We start from the raw sequence: 17,013 nt of genomic DNA on the forward strand, positions 1-17,013 counted from the left end.
TAAGCCCAATGCATCACCATGGGGCCATGGACGAGCAACTTTGGGCCGGTGTGTGGTGGATACCCGGTGAGACCGGCGAGCACACCGGGATACTTCGGCTCCAGCGTGATGGCTCAACGAGCCTCGAGCTTGTGGGCGGCTTTGATCCAATGGACACTTTTCAAAGTGAGACAGGAACTGAGATCGTCGGTTCGAGGCTGTTTCCTCTCATCCACGGCATAGCCGAGGGCAAGAAAATAACTCTTCTCGGTTCCATCCCGGTGATGTCTCGTGGTGGTTTCATGTCCCCGCGATTCCAACGCGTGCAACCTAACCAAGCCTTGGTAGGCGTGCACCTGGAAAGCCGAGAAGAGACGGTTTTCGAATCTGCTTATCTGTGGGTCGAGAACATGACCGCGTGGATGCAGCAGCCCAACCTCATTCGGCCATTCGAGTACCCCTCCACGGATATCTACGCAGCGCAACTGGCGAAGACTGAGCCTCAGTCCATCACCGTCGACGGCTGGACATACGTAGTGGAGATGGTCCGTCGGGACTTCCGGCATAGCCAAACCCGCGGAGGGGAAGCGCTTGAAGGTGGAGTGGAGGCCGTCATCCATGTCACAGCGCCTGAACCGGCCGGCCTCCAAGCTTTCAATTCTGTGACCTTGGAATTCATGGATTTTCTCACTCTTGCCAGCGGGGAAGCGAGTGGCCTGTACAAGGCCGAGTACGTGCTCGCCGAACGAGAAACTTGGACAGATCCTCGTGTCGACCCGCCGGTCGAAAACGAACGCTCTACCTACGTCGAAAACTACGGCCGCCGGGTCTTCTCGGCCCGTCCAGACGAAAAAGCTCCTGACCTGCATTACTACCGCTTCACGGCACGCGACCTTTCCTTCGTCGAGGCCTATCCGGCCTGGCTTCGCATTAGACGTCAGGCTTCAGACGCCTGCAATGTCTACTTCGGACTTGATTACTCACCTCCAGGATTCACCGAGACAAGGCTCTTCAGCGTTGCGACGGTTGTCGAGTCACTCCATGCGTCCCTTTTTGGTGACGCAGGAGCCCCCCATGACAGCACGACAGTGCAGGAGCTCCGCAACAAGGTGAAGGCCGCACTCGCGGACGAGGATGCGGACTTACGCGACCTTGCGCTCCGAGGGTTGAAGCCTGGCCCGACCTACGCCGAGCGGGCAAGGTATCTAGCGTCAAGGCCGGCTAGCGAGGCCCTGGCTCTCCTCATCCCCGACATTTCGACCTGGGCAAAGCGACTAACCCGAGCGAGAAACGGACTTGCTCACGAAGCAGGTAAGGGCATCACAGAAGACGCGTTCGAGCTCGAATGGGACAGCCGAGCCGTTGTAGCTCTCGCCCTCATGGCTGAGCTTGGTCTAGGCGACGGTGTTCAGTTGAAGGCGGCGCAAGACTCGCTAGCTCGCCCCCGGTGATCTTGACATGACGCTCGGCTTGGTCCGTGCTTCAGTAGCCGCCTTAAGTGCACGGAGTTCGCGAGAGCCCCCTGTAGCGTGCGCGGTAGGGGAGCGCTCAGCGGCCAATAGGTCCACCGGGGATCACGCTGGGTAGAGAGCTCATTCTTCAGGGGCCCGCTATGAGGGTGACGAGCACGAAGAGTGCCGGCACGCAGACGAGCCCGAAGAGGGCTGAGCCCACAGCCCACACGCCCTTGCTGTTCACGCCGATCTTTCGGTCGAGAAGTGCTGCGAGTGTGCCCCCGAAAGCCAGGAGGGGAGGGAGGGGCAGGAGGAACAACGCGAGTCGCGCGCCGCCCGAGACGTAGGGACTAGGCAGCAGAGGGAGCAAGACGAGGAGTACGACAGCTGCTGCGAGAAGCACAGCAGCGATGCGAGGTGCCCGCCGCTGCTGAGGGCGAGACTGGGTGCCGTCGTCGTAGGGCATGACCCATCATCTCTCTGACTCGGTGACAGCTAGGTCGCAAGACTTGGCCTGCCCGATTGAGGATCGGTCACCGGTCGAGGCGGCCCAGGCATCATTGGGGCATGAGAGCGGGGACAGTCACCTACAGGCAGACCCTTGCTGGCGTCTTGGCTGTTCTCAGCGATGTCGACCCGTATGGTCTCGAGCCTGGTTCGCCGGAGGGCGCTCCGCCGGATGAGTACGAGATGGAGGCAATCGACCTAGTTCGCATTCTTCTTAAGGCCGGCGCCGTCACGATCCATGATGTCGAGGCGGTTTGGATGCGCTGGTTCTCTGAGTCGCTCGTCCTTCGACTCGGACCGTCCCGAATGGCACAACTGGTCGATCGACTTAACCGACTCGTGGACGGCGCCCGGTAGGGGATCGGCCACCGGCCGCGCCCTGATCTAAACGAACCAGCTCGTGGCGTATAGAACGACTCCGACGGCCAGAGCAATGGCCCCGACCAACAGCACACGACGCTGCTTGCGTCGTGTCAGTTGCTTTCCCTGGCTGTACTTCACGCCGACGTAAGCGAGCATGCTCAGAGCGACGAATAGACAGGGGAAGTACGCGAGTTGGAGCCACTCGGAAGTAGTCATCCTGCATGTTCTCGCGAGGTGGTCATTGCACGGTGGCTCCGCGGCAACGTCGCAATAGCCGATCGGCATTCGGCGCGCAGGAAAAGCCTGTGGCTACTTCTGCATCTTGTGACCTGGGACAGGGTCGAGCACCCTTCTCCGGAACGGGTGACCAGGGGAGGGTGCTCGCTCGAGAAGGGTTTGGTCTACCTCGAGAGTCCCTGAGCATGTGTTCGGGCACACGCCTTACGAACTCTCAAGAACGTACCTCAATCATGAGGAGAAGTCAGTTTGATTGTGGATTTTGAGCCGTTGCGGGCACAGGCGGTGCGCCGCAAGTGCCCGATAGGGGATCGGCTAACGGCCTGCCACCAAGCTGACTCGGCGCAAGCCGCAGCGGTCTACGTGAAAAGCGCCAGGGGAAGCGACACCACGAAACATACGGGCGGCACGATCGCGATGCCACCACAGACGCCGGCCCATCGGCCAGCGCGGCCGCCTAGCGCTCCGGCGATGAGTGCGAGCACAATCGAGGCGACCAGCAGGAATGGCACGGCGAACCAGACCATTGAGGTCCACTCTGCGGCGGAGAACCAGAGCCATGAACCCTCGGCGCAGGCCGTGACGAAGCAGACGATGAGGGTCAGCGGGGCGAGCAGCCGAGCCCGACCGGTCGGCTCGGTCTCGGGGGCGGGGCCGTCGCCCGAACGGGGTGACGGGTCGACGAGCGGGTCGCGGTGGGGCAGTGACGCCACTTCTGCCTCGGCCCGGCGGAGCAGTTCGCGGTCGGCCTCGTTCATGCCCTGACCCTAGCGCCGGCGTGGCCACCAACCGCGTTGGCACCCTTTAACTCGCCTCGCGCCCTCGACGACTCGAGTCCGGAGCGTGTCAGGTAGGCTATCGCTTACAGGCTTGGACTGAGAGTTGGTCGAATGCCTGCTCGATGACGATCTACGGTTTCCACGTCACCCCTCGGAGTCGCGTGTTCGGAAACGAGCCCGGTTAGGCTCTGGCTCACGAACGAGGAGGATGCGTGTCAAAGGCTCCGCAGGCGACGCCATATGAGGAAGCGATCATCGCCATCTGCTTGGGCGTTTTCTTCATCGGCATCGGCCTCGTCATGAAGTTCACGAGTCACGACCTTGGTGAGCCGAGGGGCCGGGTAGGACTTCCGGGCTGGGCTCTTGTCGGACTGCTGTGGATCAGCGGCGCCGGTGCAATCGGAGTGGGCATCATTCGGCTCCTTAGAGGCGCTCGTCCCTGAATCAGGTGCCCGGTAGGGGATCGGGCTACGGACGATCCTCTGCGTCTTTGATGCCTGCTGCCACGGCACGTCGAATCACCTAGTAGAGCGCGTAGAGAATTGCGCTCGTGATTGCAACGAAGAGGGCAGCGCTAGACAACGGGTCCATGACCCAACCGTACGAGGTGTCGTGGGCCGTAGTTCGGGAGTTGATCTCAGGAGCTGTCCCGATAGACGATCGTCGGGTGGGCTATGAGCGATATTGCCGTAACGGCAACCGGAGCAGAAGGGAGTCGCCGTGCACCGCGTCGTGCTCCTTCTCCCCTGTGATGACGAAACCGAGTTTGTCGAGCACGTTGAGTGACGCCGTGTTCCACTCACGGACCGTAGACGCCAAGCTGCCGTAGCCGACTGCTGATGCGCGGTCGACGATGACTCGGGATGCCTCCGTCGCGAAGCCTCGACCCCAGAACTTCCGCAAGAACTCGAACGCAAGCTCCGGCTCCTCCGGATGACCGACACTGTTCTCGACCAGGCCGCAGTATCCCACCGGTCCCGGAATGCCCAGCTGTGCCACGACGAACAAGCCCGGTGCCGGTGTCGGCTCGTATCTGCTCAGCCACCCCTGCATCTCAGCAACGGTGGGGCGACCGTCGGCAGAGAGGCGACGCTGTGCGGGCACCCGCTCGTCACGCTGTTCCCAGAGCTCGTGGTGGAATGCGGCGTCGGCAACCTCCCACGGGCGCAGTCTCAAGCGGTGGGAACGCAACTCGACCGGTTGCGCGTGCGCGTCGTGAAGCTCCATGGGAGCAGTCTGCCGTGCCTGATGGCTCAGCCGGAGACCGTCCCGATGAACCATCGTTCACCGAGATCAGTTTCGGACTGACCTATCGAGACAGCCGGTGCTCCGTAGGCGCGGGGGAGTGGCTAGCATCCGCCGGTGGTCGGTGACCGATCGTCTATCGAACGCCTCCCCAAACGGTGGAAGCACCTGCACGCTCCGGGTGCGAATGGTCAGACAGCAACCAGGGGTGGTGGAGTGGTGGACGACTCGATGATCGCGAATCCGCGACCGCGGAGCCGGCGCCGCTCGTCGGATAAGTAGCCCAGCAGGCGGTCGCGGGTTCCTCGGCTGTGGGAAACAACAAGCGCTACTGCCTTCTCGGAGTCCCTCGATCGGACGGCGGCGATGATCTCGAGATGTTCCGCGCGAGCGTGTGCACGGGACTCGGGAGTGCGCACCTCAAGCCACCGCGTCCGGCTGAGCCGGGTCAACGCACCACTCATCGCGTCGGCAAGGAACTTGTTGCGAGACAACCGGGCGAGAGCCACGTGGAAGTCCCCGCCGTCCCGAAGCCCGCTCTCTTCATCGTCCCCGTCGGGCATGTCGATGAGCGCCCGCAGAGCGGCCAGTTCGTCATCACCTGCACGCTCGACAGCAAGAGCAACAGCTGCGGTCTCAACCGCTTCCCGGTACTCCATCACGGCCCGAACCTCGGCCAGATCGATCGGAGTGACCTGCCACCCTCGACCCGATCGTTGAGTGAGCCCCTCGTTCTCCAACCGCATCAAAGCAGCTCGGATCGGAGTGCGTGACGCCCCGAGCAAGGACTCGAGCCCCCGCTCGCTCAACTTCTCTCCCGGCACCAGATCCAACGACAGGATCGCCGCCCGCAACCCCGGGTACACGCCGCTCTCGCTCGTACTCATCCTGACCCTCCTTCGGTATACCATCCGAGGATACCATTTCGGGTTACCACTTAGGCGAAGCCTGCGAAGTCCCTCACTCTCGGAGCACCCATGACCTCACTCAGATCGGCCTCGGACACGTCAGAGATCTGGCGTCGTAATCTCCTCGTGTGCGCGCTGGGCTCGTTCACGACCATCATCGGCATGACGCTTATCCTGCCGATCCTCCCCCTCTATGTCCGCGACCTCGGCGTCGAGGACCCGGCGGCGGTGACCCTCTGGTCGGGGATCGCCTACGCGGCCACGTTCCTGACCGCGGCCCTGACTGCCCCGTTGTGGGGATACCTCGGCGACCGGTTCGGCCGGAAGCCGATGCTGATCCGGGCGAGCCTTGGAATGGCGGTCGCGATGTCGCTCATCGGCCTGGCTCAAGACGTCACGCAGCTCGTGCTGCTGCGCCTGCTCGTCGGGCTCCTCGGCGGCTACGCCTCCGGATCCACCATCCTCGTCGCAGCGCAGACCCCGAAGGACCGCTCCGCCTGGGCTCTGGGCGTTCTCTCCTCCGCGATCATGGCCGGCACCATCGCGGGCCCTTTGATCGGCGGTACCCTCGCGCAGACCATCGGCGTGCAGGGCGCGTTCCTCGCAACCGGTGGACTGATCTTCCTCGCCTTCCTCGGCACCACCCTGTTCCTCAAAGAGATCCCGCGGCAAGGCTCGAAGTCTGCGAAGTCGAAGCGGTCGGGCTCCTGGGCCGCCGTCCCGCAGAAGCCTGCGGTCCTCGCCCTGCTCAGCCTGTCGACCCTGCTGATGTTCGCGACCATCTCCGTCGAGCCGATCATCGCCGAGCACGTCCGCACCCTCACCGGCACGACCGACAACACCGCCATCTACGCCGCGGTCGTGTTCTCCCTCACCGCGTTCGGCACGATCCTCTCCGGCCCGAACCTCGGCAGACTCGCCGACCGGATCGGACACCTGCAGGTCCTCACCATGAGCCTGATCGCCGCAACCCTCCTCCTCGCCGCCCAGTACTTCGCCGACGACCTGATCACCTTCGCGATCCTCCGCTTCCTCACCGGTATCGCTCTCGGCGGCATCACCCCCACCGTCGTCGCCACCATCCGCAGGCTCCTCCCTGACACGAGCGTCGGCCTGGTCCTCGGCTACAACGTGTCAGCGCAGTACATCGGCCAGGTCGCCGGCCCCATCCTCGCCGGATGGCTCGGCGGCACCACCGGCACCAACGCCGTCTTCCTCGCCACCGCCCTCGTGACCGCGCTGGGACTCATCACCGCAATAGCCATCCGACGCCACTTCACACACCAACTCGCCAAGTAGCCCCAGCCCGGTCCGGTAGCCGATCGGCTAGCGGACCGCCTCGTCGCCTGGAGAGCCCAAGGTCGTAGCGGTGTTCGCGGTCGCGTCACCTGTCCTCCCTCGATCTGCACGGGCCTGCCGACGCTCTCTCGCCTCAGCATCCTGGCGCTTCTGGGTAGGACTGGTTCTGGCAGTCCCGAGGATGGCCATCCCGAGCAGGGCCAGCACGATGATGAGGGCCACTGGGGCGATGACGATCGAGAGCACGGCGCCTCCGAGAAGTAGTGATGTCTGAAGTTAGCGAACTTCGACAGCGTGGTCGAGGCGGAAGGGCGGGGCCCGATAGGGGATCCGGTTGCGGGCATCAGGGCGGCCGCGACGGCGGGGTGTCAGGGCAGCAGCAACGACTCCAGTTCTTCGCGGTTGCCTCTGAAGGCGTTCATATCGATGAACTCTTCGTCGCCGTCGTACCCGTCGAGCTGCTCGCGTGCCGACCACTGCCAAAAGGCCCAGTCGCGGTCGTCGGTGAGATGCGGGGAGGTGGCGACCGAGCGGAACCAGATGGGGTTGTCGGGGTAGCTCCCGGCGAGGTATCGCTCGTACCAGTCGCGGGTCGCATACAGCACGGCCGGTCGGCCGTAGTGCTGTTCGATGGCAAGCAGGAGCGGGTCCAGCGCTTCCTTGACTGTGGCTGCCGGGGGAGGGGTGTCGCAGTACTCGCCGTAGCACTCGACGTCGACCACGACGGGCAGGTCGCCCCGGTTCCGGGAGACGGTGTCTATGACGTTGGCTGCTTGGTCCGTTCCCGGGCTGTCGACGCTGAGGAAGTGGTAAGCGCCGACGAGCAGGTCGGTGTCGTGGGCTTCGGCCCAGTTGTCGGCAAATCGGGGGTCTTGGTAGCTCGAGCCTTCTGTCGCTTTGATCCACGCGAAGTCGATGTCCTGCGACGCCAGGACGTCCCAGTTGATCGTGCCTTGGTACGCGGACACGTCGACGCCCTGCACCGGGTACCGGAGGGCCGTTGTGCGAGTGGGCCAGAGCGTGCCCGTGAAGAGAAGTGCGGCGATGACGAGCAACGTGAGGGCGACTGCGGCGGCCGAGATGGCGACTCGGCGCTGTCGGCGTCGTCGAGGAAGCGCGCCTGCTCGAGCTGAGGCGTCGTCTCTGTTCTCATGTTCGTTCACGTTGGGCTCCACAGGAGACGAGGCTACGAGGGCAGGGCGAGCGGGCACATTCTTGAACCCGCTACCGGTTCCGATAGACGATCCCAGTGCGTGCTGCAGCTCGCGGGGCGCCGAGCGAGTCGGTTTATCTCAGGGGTCGGTGCGCCTCCAGACCGCAACGACGTTCCGGCCGCCGACCTGTCCCTGGCCGTACTGCAGGTAGCCCGTCCTCTCCGAGGAAACGACGATCGAGTCGGCCCCGAGGTCCAGGAGCTCCTGCTCGACCATCGTGGAGTTCCCGGGGCTCTCCGGCAGCTGCTCGATGACCCAGCCGTCGGGCACCTCGACGGCGCCCTCGACGTACTCGATGCCCATGCCCAGCATCGAATGCTCCACGGCCTCCGAGGTGATGACCTCGGCCCCCTCGGGGAAGTCCACCCCTGTCACGGCGCTGATGGTCTCAAGCGGTACGTCGTGGCAGCGCGTGGAGAAGGGGTTGCAGACGCCGTACTCGCCCGGCTCGTTCAGCTTCGTGTTCACCGCGATGATCGGCGCCGCCACGACACCCGCGACGATGAGCACGATGACCAAGAACAAGCCGACGAGCAGAAGCAACTGCTGGCCGAGGCGGGGCGTGGCGTACTCGTCCATCTGCTCATCCTCGGCGACTGCGTCCACGGACGCGTCCGTCTGGCGCCCGAAAGGGGTGCGCCCTGCGGATGAGTGGTCAGCCGGCGGTGTCCCAGGTCAGGAAGACCACCCCGACGAGGACCGGCACCAGGGACAGCAGCGCGATGATGACGCCACCGACGACACTAGCTGCGCGCTTGTCCATCGCCAGCCAGATGCCCCCGACGACGCCGAGGGCGCCGACGATGATCAAGGTCAGGGAGAACGCCAAAGGGGTCCTTTCGAGAGCGTCGATGGCTGGCTACGAGATGGAGATGCCCGCGCCACCGTCACCAGCAGCACCACGGCACCGATCAACAGCGGTACCAGCGATCCGACGATGACCACGACGCCGGCCGCGACGCTGAACTTCGCACTGACGACCTCTCGATTCCGAATGAGGAACACGCCGGCACAAAGACCGATGAGGCCTGCAGTGAGGCACACGAGCGCGAGGGGCACGGTGCAGATCCTGTCATGAGATGGATCGTCGATCGATTCAGGAACTGTCCCAGATGGGGATCGTCCTGCGGCCGCAGCGGAGTGGACCCGCGGGCTCGTTCACGGCCAGGATGAGGCGATGACAGAGCTGCAGGGCGCCGCCGTGGTCTTCGCGCCCCTGTTCGCGATCTTCGGGGTCTGCTTCATCGTGTTCCACCAGCGCATCTCCGACGCCGCTCGCAGGGCCTACGAGGATCAGGGGCGCCGGATCGGCCCCCAGACCCAGTCGCCAGGCCTGATGATCGTCGGTGGGATCGGCATGCTCATCATCTCGACGGTCATCGTGCTCTACGCCTTCACCGACGTGTTCCCGCCGCCTCCTCCGCAGTAGCTTTCGTCGGGAGCGCTGTCCTGGAGACGATCGTTCATCGAGATCGATTCCGGTCTGACCTGTCGACACAGCAGGGGCCCCGTAGCTGCGGGGGAGCGGCCAGCGTCCGCCGGTGGTCGGTGGTCGCTGACCGATCGGGAGTCGAGACATCGAGAACCAGACGACATCCGACAGCCGACGCGGACTAAGGGAGCTGTGGGGGCGCGATCAGTTCGAGGAATCCACCGAGGGCACCTTCGAGGTAGATGATGCGTGTGCCGGCTCGGGCACCACCAGTCATCCGGTGAGGTGTCCCGACTGGTCTCCAGCCGTGTCCGGCGCAGAGCTCGAGCACACGATCGAGGTCTGAGACCGTGAGCGCGATGTGCACCACGCCGACCTGTGCGGGCGAGCTGGCAGACTCGCGCAGTCGGGACGGGTCGTACTGCAGCAGCTCTATCCGATGGGGGCCGAGTGTCACCGTCGCTGCGCGGATCACGGCTCCACGGACGCCGGTGGTCGCCGCCGTGACTTCCTCGTCGAGCGTGAAGGTGCGCTCGAGCACGAACCCGAGACCGGAGCACCACAGCACCAGCGCGTCGTCGAGGTCGGCCACAGTGAGACCGGAGTGAGCGATGTCAGAGATGAGCGGTGATGCCATGACCTCAGTATCGAGCTCCGACACGCCTGTCTGAGGGAAGAAGGGCCCGACACCGATGGTTCACCAGGACGTGACAGGCTGCGGCGATGACTGACTCACCTGTTGTTCGAATGACTCTCTTGGATCAGGATCTCGGCGCCGTGACCAGCGTCTCGCACGTGGAGGTGCGGCGGATCTCGATCGCGCCCGCGACGACCGGCGGTGCCCACGTGCACAACGGGCCGGTCTTCGGCACGATCGAGAGCGGCTCGGTCACTTTTCAGATCGGCACCGGCACCGAGCTCGTCCTGAGGGCTGGTGACGTCTTCTACGAGCCGGCCGGGGTCGTGGTCTCGAAGTTCGACACCACCGATGAACCTGTGGTGTTCCTTGGCTACTTCCTGCTCGACGACGGCGCCGTTCCCGAGATCCGGTTCACCTCGTAGACCTGTCCGGCAGCGATCGAGTCGCTCAGGGTCTCGCCGACCCGAACTCTCCTGGCCGCCGGGTCTAGCGGGGATCGGTCGGGTCGTTACCGTTGAGGGATGCTTGGACATCTGACTGGTTCGCACGTCGCCGTCTTGGTCGGCGTGATCGTCCTCGCCGTCGCCCTGGTCGTTCTCGCTGCGTGGCTCATCGCCGTCATCGTGAGGCGATCGGGGCGACGATGAGAAGTCGAGTCTCGTGGGCGGTGGGAGGGGCATTCCTGTCCTTCGCCTACGTGGCCGTGGTGGGGTTCCTGACGCTCCGCATGATCGGCGTCCGGGGTGGTGCCGTGCTCGGCTTCGACAACTCACTCGTGGCGATCACGACTCCGCGTCCTGGGGTGCTCGAGTCGCTCGGCACGACCGTCGTCAGCTGCGTCGCCCTCCTGGTGCTCATCTTCGCTGCCCGACGACGACCCCTGGCAGACCAGCTCGCGCTTCGACTCAGCTTCGCGGCTCTGACCCTGGTCCAGATCGCCGTCAGTTCGATCGTCCAGATCCGGACGTATTCCCTCGTCCGGGGCCCGGATGACGAGCTCACCTCGTGGTGGGGTGGATGGCTCCTCAAGGTCGGGATCAATCCCGCGGCACACCTCACGCTGGCGGTGTCGATCTTCCTCGTCGTGACGACCACCCTGGTCCTGCGAGCTCAGCGCCACACCGGCGCGGCCGGTCCGTCATCGGACGGGCACGCCCGCTCCGTGTCCTGGAGAACGTGATCGCGGGGTATCTCCGCACTGGTCCCGGCTCGTCGACGGTCGGTCCGGCCTGGAAGCTCGTCGATGGGTGACCGCTGACGGATCGTCCTCGGGTCTCGTGGTCGGGACCGTGGGTCGAGTCCTCCAGGGGCGGGCCCGGAGCGGGCGATCCACCCGCCCGCCCCGGGATGCCGTCAGGGTGTGGGGTCGAGGAGGCGCCCGGTCCAGTCGCGCAGGGCGGCGACGGCCCGGCGCGATAGGGTCGCTCCCGGCACCATGCTCGCCGACCCGTGGAACGCCCCCGGCCAGACGTGCAGCTCCGCCTGCACGCCGGCCGCCCAGAGCGCGCTGGCCCAGGTGACGGTCTCGTCGCGGAACACCTCGGCGCTGCCGCAGTCGACGTACGCCGGCGGAAGGCCCGCGAGGTCGGTCGCGCGGCCGGGAGCGGCGTAGATCGACACGTCGTCGCCGCCGCGACGGTCACCGAGGTAGGCGTCCCAGCCGAACCGGGTCATCTCCCGGTCGGCGACGCCCACCCCGTCGAACTGCCGGGCAGAGACGGTCGCGTCACGGTCGTCGAGCATGGGGCTCACGAGCACCTGCCCGACGACGGCTGGCCCCTGTCGGTCGCGGGCGAGGAGCGCCGTGCCCGCGGCGAGTCCGGCCCCGGCGCTCTGGCCGACCAGGACGATCCGCTCGGTGTCGACGCCGAGCTCGTCGGCGTGCTCGGCGACCCAGACCAGGCCGGCGTAGCAGTCCTCGACCGGGTACGGGTCGGGGTGCTCCGGGGCGAGCCGGTAGTCGGGGCTGACCAGGACGACGTCGTGCACGAACAGCCAATCGTCGTACGAGTCGAGGTTGCCGAGGTGGTGGCCGAACATCATGCCGCCGCCGTGGATCGCGTAGGCGCAGGCTGCCGTCCCGGTGCGGCCGATGCGCTGGACCACCGCAAGGGCGATCGGGTCGCCGAGGTGCCCGGGAACGGTGATGCTGTGCCTCTCGAGACCGCGGGCGCGCAGTCCTTCGTCCAGCTGCGCCTCCGTCATGTCCAGCTGCCGCATGCGCGGCAGCATCTCGGCCTCGAGGCGGAAGCGGCCGCGGGCGTCCATCGCCTCCAGGAAGGACACGAACTCGGGGTCGAACGGCGGGCGGGGCAGGGCGGTGGTGTCAGGCACGAGAGGTCTCCTGGGTGGTGGGGGCGAGAGTGGTCGAGGGGGCAGGTTCAGAGGTGCTGGGGGCCAGGTCGGCGGTTCGTGCCCGGAGCATCCCGACCACGACGAGCACGGCGGCGACGGCGGCGAGGCCGAGTCCGGCGACGGTGAGGGCGTCCTCGAAGTCCGCGAGCCGCGAGGCCGTCCACGGGGTGGTCGTGATGCTGCCGGTGACGAACGCCGCGACGATCGTGCCCGCGGCGGTGACCGCGGCTCCTCCCGCGAGCTCGCTCGAGGTGTCGACGAGGGCCGCGCCGACCGACGTTCGGTCGGTGGGGAGGCCCGTGAGCACGGAGGCTCCGGCCACGACGCCGACGACGCGCATGCTTGCTGCGACGAGCACGAGAGCGACGAGCACCCAGACGTACCCGTGGCGGCTCAGGGCGCCGAAGACGGCGAGGCCGGACACGACCGCGGCCGCGCTGATCCACGCCGCCCGGCCGAGGCCGACCCGCTGCACGAACGGCCCCACGAGGCGGCCCCCGGCCAGGAGCACGACGACCTGCGGCAGCGTGCCCACGGCGGCGAGGGCCGGCGGCCAGCCCCAGGCGAACTGCAGCTGCAGCGTCACCAGGTACGACAGCCCGGCGACGGCGAGGCCCGACGCGGCCTTGAACGCCAGGCCGCTCGACACCAGGGGGCGGGCGAGCAGGTGCAGGTCGACCACCGGGTGCCGCGCCGTCCGCAGGCGCACGACGGACCCGGCGCCGCACGCGACCGTCAGCACGACGGCTGCCCACCCCCACGAGGAGGCGGTGGCCGGTCCGACGAGGACGGTCGGCGTCACGAGCAGTCCCGCCACGGTCGCGGTGCCGAGCAGCGCGCCGCCCACGTCTACGGGGTCTGACCGCAGCCCCACGGCGTCGTCCTGAGCGACGCCGCACCGGATGCCGACGAACGCCAGCACGGCGATCGGCACGTCGGCGAGCAGCAGCACCTGCCACGGGGCGACGGCGAGCACGAACCCCCCGACGGTCGGGCCGACGGCGAGGCCCACGAGCCCCGCGGTCGAGATCACCGTGAGGGCCCGGACGCGGAGGACCTCGTCGTCGAACAGCCGGAAGGCCAACGCCATCGACCCGGGGGTGGTCATCGCTGCGGCGACGCCCGTCAGCACACGGACGGTGACGAGCTGCTCGGTCGTCGTGACCGCCACGGTGGCGAGGCTCGCCACGGCCAGCAGCGCGAGGCCCGCGAGCATGACGCGGCGGCGCCCCACCCGGTCGGCGACGGCGCCGAAGAGCAGCATGAGCCCGCCGAAGGCGACCGCGTAGGCGCCCGACACCCACTGCAGGCCCGTCGTCGAGGAGCCCAGCTCGCGGCCGATCGTCGGCAGGGCGACGTTGAGGACCGAGGTGTCGAGCATCTCGAACAGGAACACCGCGGACAACCCGGCCAGGGCGATCCACGCGTCGGACAGCCGGGGAGGCGCGTCGCCGGCGCGCAGCCGACCGCGGGAGAGAAAGGTACTGGGGGACACGAGATGCACTCCTTCTGGGAAGAAGTGGCGACTCGTTCGATGCCGCGTGCGGGTGCGTCGCAGAGCGCGGCGCCTTTTACCTCAGTGGTGTGCACGATACACCTGCTGCTGCCCGAGAAGAAATGAAGGGCAGAGCCCGGGGCATCTCAGTCTCCGTCTCGAACGGGGATGGTTCGACAGGACGTGACAGGCTGCGGCGATGACCGACTCACCTGTTTCTCGAACGACTCTGGTGTTCCTCGGCTACTTCTTGCTCGACGACGGGGCCGTTCCTGAGATCGAGTTCACCCCGTAGGACTGTCGGTCCAAGTACGGTGCGCGAGCGACTGTGCCAGGCTTCCCGCAGATGACGATCACAAGCTCCCCCTGGGGTCACCCCGAGCCCCGCCGGTCGCGACTCCATCTCGACGTCGTGCCGGAGAGCATCCTCCACGCGTTGGCGGCAGGCGAGTCAGCCTCGCTCCCTCTTCGCCACGTGTCGCCCTATGTCGCAGGGCCCGAGTGCGTCGGTCTGTGGCGCATGAGGAGTGAGCAGATCCGCAGGACCCCCACAGATCTGCCGTGGATCACGCGCCTGATGATCGACCCGCAGGTCACGACGCCGGTGGGTCTGGCCGGCTTTCACGGTGCCCCGGACGAGGCGGGCATGGTGGAGATCGGGTATCGCGTCGATCCTGAGCTGCGCCGTCGGGGCTATGCGAGGAGATCCTTGGAGACGTTGCTCGCTGTCGCGCAGCGCCACCCGGACGTGAGCACGGTCCGCGCCACGGTCAGTCCCGACAACGTGGCTTCACGAGCACTCGTCACGAGCTACGGGTTCGTGGAGACTGGCGAGCAATGGGATGAGGAAGACGGGCTGGAGACCATCTACGAAGTCTCAGCGTCAGCAGCGCCGCCGTCGTGAGCGGTGCCCGATGAGGGATCCGGTACTGGGAGCGGCGCGACGACGGTGTTCCTGCCTGACGGCTGGTCCGTGGTGGCAGTCTGTTGGCTCTGGTCTAGGAGGCGAAGAGACGGAGTGTGTCCTCGCTGAGCGGGCGGTCGGCGAAGAGGAGTCGTACCGCATCCGGATCGGGATTGCCCGCGTCCGGGCCGCGCCACACGAGCTCGAGGCCGGCTCGCCGGGCCGCACGACGCGATCCCTCGTTGTGCTCGAGGAGGGACGCGACCAGCGGCAGGTCGCGCCCTGTCGCGGACGCTGCCTCGCGGGCTGCCGCGACGATCTCCTGCGCGTAGCCCCGTCCCCACGCTGATGGGGCCAGCCGATAGTAGATGTTCCATGCACGGCCCCCGCGAAGGCTGGGGCCTCCCATTCCGACCAACGCACCCGTTGCCGTGTCCCGCGCGACCCAGACATCGACGCCGTTGACCTCCCACCCCGCCAGGTACCGATCGACCAGTTCGCGGGTGTCCGCCAGCTCGGTGTGACGTGCGGACGGGAGGTGCTTCCAGACCTCGGGGTCGGCGTGGAGGGCATGGAGTTCCGGGAGATCTCGCTCGGTCGGGCGGGAAAGCGTCAAGCGCTCCGTCAGCGTCGCCTGGATCGAGTGTGTCATGTCCGCCATCCTCCCGTGCTTTGTGTCTGCGTCGACAGCGGTCGTCCGAGTTGAGCGGTGAAGTCTGGTGCTCGAAGCCTGGTGGAGGCACCCGACAAGGGATCGTTCACCGAGATCAGTTTCGGACTGACCTGTCGAGACAGCCGGAGCCTGGTAGCTGCGGGGCGAGTGGCTAGCCTCCGCCGGTGGCCCCCTCAACTGAGTCCTTACTCACACACTTGGGGGTCACCGAGCTGCAACGCTCTGGAGGTGACCGGCCATGTCTTCTGCAAACGCCTCATTCCCAGAACGGTGGCCCTTACGTGACGAACGCGAACCTTGACGAGATCCTGAGCAGGAGCCGACCGGCTCCGGCAGGAGATCGCAGTCCGTGGCCCTGTTGCTCAGCCGTCGAGCGATGGTGAGGAACTGCGCGCGCTGCTGCTCGAGCTGAGCTACCTCGATCAGGAGATCATCCGGCTCGTGCACTGGGAAGGCTTTTCCCTTGCCGAAGTCGCGACCATCTTGGACAAGAGACCTGGCACGATTCGGAGTCGTTACTCGCGCGCGCGCACTTCCCTTCGTGAAGCCATCGACGATCAAGGCGATGACATCTCATTCCGACCCACAGATCAAGCGGCGAAGCGCCCTGTTGCCGCGCGATGGAGGCTCCTTCAGTGGAGCGATTCTCGCCTCCGGCGCGATGGGGCGCGGTGCGGCGCGGCGCGGCGGGAGAGTGACTTCTGGCGCCTACGACTTCACTGTCACGAGGAAGCACCTGTTGCGCTCGTCAACGAGTTCGCCCGACCACGGTGTCTCAAGGTGTCCGTCGTCCTCGTCGTCGAATCCGCGCAGGGCCACGCCACTGGGAACGCGGAGAACTGGTGTCGAGGAACCATCCTCAGCGAGCACGAGGATGTCCACGACACGACCGCGGACACGAGTTTCGACGGGGGAGTCGTGGTGGGTCTCGATCAACCGCACTCGTCCGTCGGCGTCCCGCCAACGAAGACAGCCCAGGTCGACCACATCGTTGCGTTCGATCGCTGGACCGCAGCATTCGTGCTCCCAATCGCCCACTTCGACTGTGACGTTCAAGGGTGCTCCTTCCGTGGCTCGTGTCTGCACGGTAGCGGAGCCGAAGCTGGTTCCTGTCAGGGGATGGTCTAGCGCCCCGCACGAGCGGAGTACTCGGATCTGAGCGCGTCCACATTGTTCGACGCCAAGGGTGTCTCGGATTCACTGACAGACGACGCTCTGTGGGGCTTCGACAGGGAAATGACGCGCCTGGTGGGTACGCACGACGGGACGGACGTCTTCCTTGCGTCCGCGGAGTCAAGTGCCGGCGCGTGTCTTTTGGCGTGTGCGAGTGACGCTGACCGGGTCAGCGGATGTGTGGGGCAAGAGAAGCATCGGTGAGGTCAGGGGGCTGACCTTCGTCGTCCTTCCCGACGGCGCACCCGTTCCCGACGATGTTGACCGGGTCTCGGACAACGTCTCGTGCGCAAGCAATCCAAATAGGGCATCGATGGCTGGGCTGCTCACACGCGAGGTGACCCAGAGAACGCGTC

General features: G+C 66.2%; 20 protein-coding genes and 1 pseudogene. 8 read left to right on the plus strand and 13 right to left on the minus strand.

What is annotated here, in order from left to right; genetic code table 11:
• The first annotated feature begins 26 nt into the window (after positions 1 to 26).
• Positions 27 to 1,430, plus strand: coding sequence for a HEPN domain-containing protein (locus ES689_RS05030; protein ID WP_146900973.1), 1,404 nt, complete (start codon positions 27 to 29; stop codon positions 1,428 to 1,430).
• 148 nt (positions 1,431 to 1,578) lie between these two features.
• Here the strand turns inward: ES689_RS05030 and ES689_RS05035 are convergent, their stop codons facing one another.
• The 4 genes from ES689_RS05035 to ES689_RS05050 form a co-directional block, all read right to left on the minus strand.
• Positions 1,579 to 1,899: a hypothetical protein gene (locus ES689_RS05035; protein WP_146900977.1), complete on the minus strand. Its 321-nt coding sequence runs from the start codon at positions 1,897 to 1,899 to the stop codon at positions 1,579 to 1,581.
• Between the two features lie 1,000 nt (positions 1,900 to 2,899).
• Entirely contained in the window at positions 2,900 to 3,298 is a 399-nt protein-coding gene (locus ES689_RS05040; protein WP_146900980.1) for a hypothetical protein, read from the minus strand.
• Positions 3,299 to 3,991: 693 nt separating this feature from the next.
• Entirely contained in the window at positions 3,992 to 4,546 is a 555-nt protein-coding gene (locus ES689_RS05045; protein ID WP_146900983.1) for a GNAT family N-acetyltransferase, read from the minus strand.
• 209 nt (positions 4,547 to 4,755) lie between these two features.
• Entirely contained in the window at positions 4,756 to 5,451 is a 696-nt protein-coding gene (locus ES689_RS05050) for a GntR family transcriptional regulator (protein WP_056260688.1), read from the minus strand.
• A 90-nt stretch (positions 5,452 to 5,541) separates the two neighbouring features.
• On the opposite strand from ES689_RS05050, the gene ES689_RS05055 reads away from it, so the two are divergent.
• Positions 5,542 to 6,771 carry an MFS transporter gene (locus ES689_RS05055; RefSeq protein ID WP_146900986.1) on the plus strand — a complete coding sequence of 410 codons (1,230 nt, stop codon included), beginning with the start codon at positions 5,542 to 5,544 and terminating at the stop codon, positions 6,769 to 6,771.
• 368 nt (positions 6,772 to 7,139) lie between these two features.
• Here ES689_RS05055 and ES689_RS05060 read toward each other — a convergent pair whose 3' ends face one another.
• From ES689_RS05060 to ES689_RS05070, 4 genes are all read right to left on the minus strand, one after another.
• The gene (locus ES689_RS05060) at positions 7,140 to 7,946 is read right to left on the minus strand and encodes a GH25 family lysozyme (protein ID WP_223269386.1); all 807 of its coding nucleotides are present in this window, start codon (positions 7,944 to 7,946) and stop codon (positions 7,140 to 7,142) included.
• Positions 7,947 to 8,063: 117 nt separating this feature from the next.
• Positions 8,064 to 8,564 (minus strand): hypothetical protein, encoded by a 501-nt coding sequence (locus tag ES689_RS05065; protein ID WP_146900989.1) that lies wholly within the window; start codon positions 8,562 to 8,564, stop codon positions 8,064 to 8,066.
• Positions 8,565 to 8,640: 76 nt separating this feature from the next.
• Positions 8,641 to 8,814: a hypothetical protein gene (locus tag ES689_RS15535; protein ID WP_191330181.1), complete on the minus strand. Its 174-nt coding sequence runs from the start codon at positions 8,812 to 8,814 to the stop codon at positions 8,641 to 8,643.
• A complete protein-coding gene (locus ES689_RS05070) occupies positions 8,799 to 9,044 on the minus strand; it encodes a hypothetical protein (protein WP_146900992.1) in 246 nt (81 codons plus the stop codon). The genes ES689_RS15535 and ES689_RS05070 overlap by 16 nt, the downstream gene beginning before the upstream one ends.
• 118 nt (positions 9,045 to 9,162) lie before the next feature.
• Here ES689_RS05070 and ES689_RS05075 point away from each other — a divergent pair, with 118 nt between their 5' ends.
• The gene (locus tag ES689_RS05075) at positions 9,163 to 9,414 is read left to right on the plus strand and encodes a hypothetical protein (RefSeq protein ID WP_146900995.1); all 252 of its coding nucleotides are present in this window, start codon (positions 9,163 to 9,165) and stop codon (positions 9,412 to 9,414) included.
• Positions 9,415 to 9,598: 184 nt separating this feature from the next.
• On the opposite strand, the gene ES689_RS05080 is transcribed toward ES689_RS05075, so the two are convergent.
• Complete coding sequence (locus tag ES689_RS05080) at positions 9,599 to 10,054, minus strand: VOC family protein (RefSeq protein ID WP_146900998.1); 456 nt, start codon at positions 10,052 to 10,054, stop codon at positions 9,599 to 9,601.
• A 119-nt stretch (positions 10,055 to 10,173) separates the two neighbouring features.
• Between ES689_RS05080 and ES689_RS05085 the strand changes: the two genes are divergently transcribed.
• The 3 genes from ES689_RS05085 to ES689_RS05090 all read left to right on the plus strand — a co-directional run bounded on the left by ES689_RS05085 (position 10,174) and on the right by ES689_RS05090 (position 11,237).
• Complete coding sequence (locus ES689_RS05085; protein ID WP_191330183.1) at positions 10,174 to 10,479, plus strand: cupin domain-containing protein; 306 nt, start codon at positions 10,174 to 10,176, stop codon at positions 10,477 to 10,479.
• A gap of 99 nt (positions 10,480 to 10,578) precedes the next feature.
• Positions 10,579 to 10,704: a hypothetical protein gene (locus ES689_RS15990; protein ID WP_255515942.1), complete on the plus strand. Its 126-nt coding sequence runs from the start codon at positions 10,579 to 10,581 to the stop codon at positions 10,702 to 10,704.
• A gap of 20 nt (positions 10,705 to 10,724) precedes the next feature.
• The gene (locus tag ES689_RS05090; RefSeq protein ID WP_146901004.1) at positions 10,725 to 11,237 is read left to right on the plus strand and encodes a hypothetical protein; all 513 of its coding nucleotides are present in this window, start codon (positions 10,725 to 10,727) and stop codon (positions 11,235 to 11,237) included.
• 173 nt (positions 11,238 to 11,410) lie between these two features.
• Here the strand turns inward: ES689_RS05090 and ES689_RS05095 are convergent, their stop codons facing one another.
• Positions 11,411 to 12,391 (minus strand): alpha/beta hydrolase, encoded by a 981-nt coding sequence (locus ES689_RS05095; RefSeq protein WP_146901007.1) that lies wholly within the window; start codon positions 12,389 to 12,391, stop codon positions 11,411 to 11,413.
• Positions 12,384 to 13,907 (minus strand): MFS transporter, encoded by a 1,524-nt coding sequence (locus tag ES689_RS05100; protein WP_370512328.1) that lies wholly within the window; start codon positions 13,905 to 13,907, stop codon positions 12,384 to 12,386. Before ES689_RS05100 ends, ES689_RS05095 begins: the two co-directional genes overlap by 8 nt.
• A gap of 520 nt (positions 13,908 to 14,427) precedes the next feature.
• Between ES689_RS05100 and ES689_RS05105 the strand changes: the two genes are divergently transcribed.
• Positions 14,428 to 14,811 carry a GNAT family N-acetyltransferase gene (locus ES689_RS05105; RefSeq protein WP_223269440.1) on the plus strand — a complete coding sequence of 128 codons (384 nt, stop codon included), beginning with the start codon at positions 14,428 to 14,430 and terminating at the stop codon, positions 14,809 to 14,811.
• Positions 14,812 to 14,905: 94 nt separating this feature from the next.
• On the opposite strand, the gene ES689_RS05110 is transcribed toward ES689_RS05105, so the two are convergent.
• On the minus strand, positions 14,906 to 15,463 hold the full coding sequence (locus ES689_RS05110) for a GNAT family N-acetyltransferase (RefSeq protein WP_146901013.1): 558 nt from the start codon (positions 15,461 to 15,463) through the stop codon (positions 14,906 to 14,908).
• A gap of 408 nt (positions 15,464 to 15,871) precedes the next feature.
• Between ES689_RS05110 and ES689_RS16080 the strand changes: the two are divergent.
• Positions 15,872 to 16,018: pseudogene (locus tag ES689_RS16080) on the plus strand (RNA polymerase sigma factor); the annotation flags it as partial.
• 174 nt (positions 16,019 to 16,192) lie between these two features.
• On the opposite strand, the gene ES689_RS05120 reads toward ES689_RS16080, so the two are convergent.
• Positions 16,193 to 16,540 carry a hypothetical protein gene (locus ES689_RS05120; RefSeq protein WP_146901016.1) on the minus strand — a complete coding sequence of 116 codons (348 nt, stop codon included), beginning with the start codon at positions 16,538 to 16,540 and terminating at the stop codon, positions 16,193 to 16,195.
• Positions 16,541 to 17,013 lie beyond the last annotated feature (473 nt).

Origin of the sequence: Frigoribacterium sp. ACAM 257 (assembly GCF_007954365.1) — a bacterium.
In the GTDB taxonomy this organism is placed as follows: Bacteria; Actinomycetota; Actinomycetes; order Actinomycetales; family Microbacteriaceae; genus Frigoribacterium.

Coding starts and splice junctions, on each gene's coding strand:
- ES689_RS05045 (WP_146900983.1), bottom strand. CDS start 4,546: ATGGAGCTTCACGACGCGCACGCGCAACCGGTCGAGTTGCGTTCCCAC.
- ES689_RS05065 (WP_146900989.1), bottom strand. CDS start 8,564: ATGGACGAGTACGCCACGCCCCGCCTCGGCCAGCAGTTGCTTCTGCTC.
- ES689_RS05035 (WP_146900977.1), bottom strand. CDS start 1,899: ATGCCCTACGACGACGGCACCCAGTCTCGCCCTCAGCAGCGGCGGGCA.
- ES689_RS15990 (WP_255515942.1), top strand. CDS start 10,579: ATGCTTGGACATCTGACTGGTTCGCACGTCGCCGTCTTGGTCGGCGTG.
- ES689_RS05075 (WP_146900995.1), top strand. CDS start 9,163: ATGACAGAGCTGCAGGGCGCCGCCGTGGTCTTCGCGCCCCTGTTCGCG.
- ES689_RS05110 (WP_146901013.1), bottom strand. CDS start 15,463: ATGACACACTCGATCCAGGCGACGCTGACGGAGCGCTTGACGCTTTCC.
- ES689_RS05055 (WP_146900986.1), top strand. CDS start 5,542: ATGACCTCACTCAGATCGGCCTCGGACACGTCAGAGATCTGGCGTCGT.
- ES689_RS05030 (WP_146900973.1), top strand. CDS start 27: ATGGACGAGCAACTTTGGGCCGGTGTGTGGTGGATACCCGGTGAGACC.
- ES689_RS05050 (WP_056260688.1), bottom strand. CDS start 5,451: ATGAGTACGAGCGAGAGCGGCGTGTACCCGGGGTTGCGGGCGGCGATC.
- ES689_RS05040 (WP_146900980.1), bottom strand. CDS start 3,298: ATGAACGAGGCCGACCGCGAACTGCTCCGCCGGGCCGAGGCAGAAGTG.
- ES689_RS05105 (WP_223269440.1), top strand. CDS start 14,428: ATGAGGAGTGAGCAGATCCGCAGGACCCCCACAGATCTGCCGTGGATC.
- ES689_RS05080 (WP_146900998.1), bottom strand. CDS start 10,054: ATGGCATCACCGCTCATCTCTGACATCGCTCACTCCGGTCTCACTGTG.